The 4,486-nt window shown below is 43.8% G+C and carries 2 protein-coding genes; both read left to right on the forward strand.

The annotated features are described in order from the left end of the window. The first annotated feature begins 153 nt into the window (after positions 1-153). Positions 154-1,140, forward strand: coding sequence for a FecR family protein (locus DBR11_RS20380; RefSeq protein WP_108554466.1), 987 nt, complete (start codon positions 154-156; stop codon positions 1,138-1,140). Between the two features lie 137 nt (positions 1,141-1,277). Then, on the forward strand, positions 1,278-4,486 hold a 3,209-nt coding region (locus DBR11_RS20385; protein ID WP_108554467.1), incomplete at its 3' end, for a TonB-dependent receptor domain-containing protein.

Consider the following 4,486-nt stretch of genomic DNA (forward strand, 5'->3'; position numbering starts at 1 on the left):
GGTGAACTTGAACCCTCCTCAGTTAACAAGCTGATTACATTGGCTACTCTATTATTAATAGAACGTTAACAAAAACTGCCACGTATATTAAATTTCATTTTGCTCTGGGACAAAGGCCGGTCTCGTTCGGTTATATAGTTAAAGAGCATAACTATGTACAGGCGTAACAAGAATAAATTACTGCATGAAGCAGACAAAACAAGCCTGACCCCGGGGGAACGGGAAGAGCTGGACAACTGGTACGCCGCCTTTGATGTTTCAGGTAAAGACCTTGAAGTCTTTCACGGCAGTGAACATGAAGAAAAAGTACGCACCCGATTACTGGACAGGATCATCGCTCAAATTCCTGAACCAAAACAACAGCCCGACCTAAGAACCTTTTTTCTGAAACCCGGGAACTGGATGAAGGTCGCTGCGGTCTTTGCTTTTTTTATGAGTAGTATCCACCTATATAATCATATAAGAAAAACTAATGAACAGGAAATAGCTCATGCCGCGGTTTTATATATCAGCAAAGCGCAGATAGGTAAAATGCTAAAGATCGTTTTGGAAGATGGGTCTGAAATCTGGTTAAACTCCGGCTCAGAACTTAAATATCCCAAACATTTCAATGCGAACAAGCGGGAAATTTATCTGGAAGGCGAGGCTTTCTTTAAGATTGCACACGATAAGGCAAAGCCTTTCGTAGTCAATACCGGTAATTTAAAGACCACAGTTTTGGGCACTTCCTTTAATATTCGGGCATATGCTGGCCTTGACCGGATTACCGTAAACGTAGCTACTGGCAAAGTAGGTATTGTTGCTTCAGGAAAAACATTATGCCTGCTCGATCCTGATCAGCAGATCAATTTCAACATAGGGACGAACACTTTTGAGGTAACCCAGGCCAACGCTAAACTGGCGGCATCATGGCAGAACGGTAAGGTAAGGCTGGACGGCGTAACTTTCAAAGAACTTTCTTTAGTGGTGAAAAATACCTGGGGGCTTACTTTGGAAACCAAAAGCGACAGGCTGGCGATGGCAAATTTTAAAACCACATTTAACACAAACAATAAAATAGAAGAGGTTATGAAAACGATCAGCAAAATGACAGATGCGAAGTACCGCATCAGGGATACCATAATAACGCTATATGAATAGATAAAGAAGCGAAAAAGAAAACGGAAGTTGCGGAAACAACTCCCGTTCAGTAATAATCAGCAACTAACACCCCTTCGAAAGTTTGTTAGTACCGCTGTGTAATTAATTGGCATCACCATTTAACAACAATCAAAAATATGAAAAAAAACGTCACGGCGATTATGAGAGTCACGACAGTTGCATTAGGAATAATAATTGGGTTCAGCAGTTTGATCTATGCCAGCGAAAGCAAGGCGCAGAAACTGAATGAAGTCAAAGTTACGATCAGCATAAAAAATGAAAACATGGCGGATGTACTGGCCAGGATTGAAACAAGTACAGGCATATCTTTTTCTTATGACAAAAATCTACTTGACAAACTGAAAGTATCATTGAAGAGCTATAATGGCGAATCACTGCTGGTTATTCTAAAAAACCTGCTAAAGAACACCGGGTACGATTACGAGATTATTAACAACAACATCGTTATCGGCAAGGAAAAACCCACTCCCAAGCCTCCAAAGCGAGGCAAAATTCACGGTAAAGTTGTCGATGACAAGAATGAAACGCTACCGGGTGCAGGTATCAGGATCATTGAACTGAATACTGTTATCACAACCGCTGTTGATGGCTCGTACAGTATCACTGCCCCGCCCGGCACTTACACGCTGGAGATAAGCCACGTTTCTTTTCAAACCAAGCGGATTGCTGATGTTGTGGTTAAATCCGACGGCCTGACCCAAATGGATGTGGTGCTGTTAAGCGCATCAAATGCCCTGAATGCGGTGTTGATCACCTCCTCCTATAAAAAAGAATCTACCTCAGGTTTATATGCAACGCAAAAAAACGCGGCCAGCGTAACCGACGGCATCAGTGCGGAGCAGATAGCCCGCACCCCGGATAACAACATGGGCCAGGTAATGAAAAGGATCAGTGGGGTAAGTACCTTGAATAACCGCTATGTGATCGTACGCGGATTAACCGAACGTTATAATCAAGGCATGATCGACGGGATTGTATTACCAAGTACCGATATGAACCGCCACAATTTCTCTTTTGATGTGATCCCAGTAGAGATGGTCAGCAATGTGGTGGTGAATAAAACAGCTACCCCGGATGTTTCAGCGGAGTTTTCAGGCGGCCAGGTATCCGTCAATACACTCGATATTCCCTTAGAGAACTTTACCATTTTATCCGTTGGCTCCGGCTTTAACAGCCAAACCCTGGGTAAGGATTTTTTACACTCAGGCAAAAGAGGCAAATATGATTTCCTGGGCTTTGATGACGGGCACCGTAAATTACCAGTCGGGATCCGGTCATGGACTGACCCTCTTCCGCCGGATTACGCTACCCCTCAAAGTAAACTGTTCAGCCCCGACGCTTTTAAGCTCTACAGATCTCCCGGTGGGCTTAACCAAAACTACCGCTTCTCCATTGGCCGGGTTTATCAATTAAAAAACGACCAGAAGCTGGGCTTTGTTACCGGTTTAAGTTTAAGAAACAGCCAGGATACCTACAATTATCAGAATGTAAGGGGTTTTACTATTTATGACGACTATCCTGCAAAACGGGAAGCCAATATAGATAGTGCCGGTAAAAGGCGCAATGGGAGTATCTACAAATATAATACAACGGCAGGGGTCCAGTTAAACGCAGGTATACAAGGAAAAACTTATAAAGTAGGGTTTAAAAATCTGTTCTCGCAGACCTTTAACAATCCTTTCAATACCTCGACCGGTGATTTCCCAGACAACAGCGGAGGGCCAAGAGTAAGGACGCAAACCGGGCTTCAGGACCCCGAGATCACCCGCATCCTGCAAAACAAGCTTGAAGGTGAAAATACTTTGACTCCCGCTGGTTTAAAACTAACCTGGCTGGCCGCCAGAACCTCTGTAAGCCAGGAAACCAGGGACCGCACCCGGTTCACTTATGGTTTAACACTGGAAAAAGATGGTAAAGAATATTATCAGAACCCTTTTGTGGCTAATCCCAATATCACCAACCCTGTCTATGATTACCGGATATTTACATACACCAAAGAAATTGATTATAATTATGCTTTAAACCTGAGCCAGCCCTTTAATTTCCTGGGCGATAAAAGTTTAGTAAAGGCGGGTTACAATGGTATTAAAAAACACCGTTCCCTGAGTGCCACAACGCTTAACATCAGAACAGAAGACCGTGCCTATGATAATTTTAACCGCCCGTATGAAGAGATCTTAGCGCCTGAAAATATAGGAACAGGGCCGGGACAGGCTTATTATTTGGCGGATGCCAACAATGGTACCCAGTTCGATGGTAAGTCGTCCTTTAACGCGGGTTACCTGATGCTCGACCAAAGGTTTTTCCACAAAATCCGGATCATATACGGGATTCGTGCTGAAAAATATAACCTGGAAAATGATCAGCCCCTGATATCCGACCAGAATACATCCGTACGAAAAGTAACCGGTGAAAAAAATACCAATTATCTGCCGTCGGCCAATTTGATTTACAACATTACGCCTAAGATGAATTTCAGGGCATCTTTTGCTAAAACCATCATCAGGCCTGATTTCAGGGAAACCTCTTATTTTGGTTTTTATGACGTAGATCTGGATGCCCTTATTGTGGGTGGCGACCTGAACAGCACCAAGATCAAAAACACCGACCTACGGTATGAATGGTATCCTTCGGCCGGGGAGATCATTTCCATATCCGGGTTTTACAAGACATTTGATAAACCTATAGAGCTGGTGGTAGACCAGGATGCTACCGGGAAAACGTCCCAATATCGTTACCAGAACCAGAAAGATGCCATTAACTATGGCCTGGAAATGGAGTTCCGTAAGTCACTTGGTTTTATGGGCGATAAACAATGGCTCCGCAACCTCTCCCTGTTCGGTAACGGCTCAATAATCAAATCAAAAGTGCATACACTGGCTTACCAGGGAGACGGAAGCATACTGGAGAAGGATGAGTCCAGGGCCCTGTTCGGGCAGTCGCCTTATATTGTTAACGCAGGCATGAGCTATACTTCGCCAGATTATGGCTTAACGGTAAGCTATAACCGCGCTGGCCGCCGTACCTATACTATAGCCTCGAACCCTTCACTGACCGAATATGAGAACGGGCGTGACCAGATGGACCTGCAGCTGTTTGGCCGTTTCCTGAAACAAAAAATGGAGCTTAAACTGAATATAGGCAATTTGCTGAATTCATCATCGATATTTTATGTCAACGGTAACGGGTACACCACCAACGGGGAACCCGGAAGTAGTAAGGAGTTTAAATACCTGCCTTTTATTGGTACGGATAAATACGAAAAGGATTTTGATGACGTACGATACAGAATAAAATACGGTATCAACTCAAGCCTTTCTATATC

Source organism: Pedobacter sp. HMWF019, assembly GCF_003061025.1.
Taxonomy (GTDB): domain Bacteria; phylum Bacteroidota; class Bacteroidia; order Sphingobacteriales; family Sphingobacteriaceae; genus Pedobacter.

What these genes read in the sequence shown, in the direction of transcription:
- DBR11_RS20380 (WP_108554466.1), top strand. Translation starts at nt 154, where the DNA reads ATGTACAGGCGTAACAAGAATAAATTACTGCATGAAGCAGACAAAACA.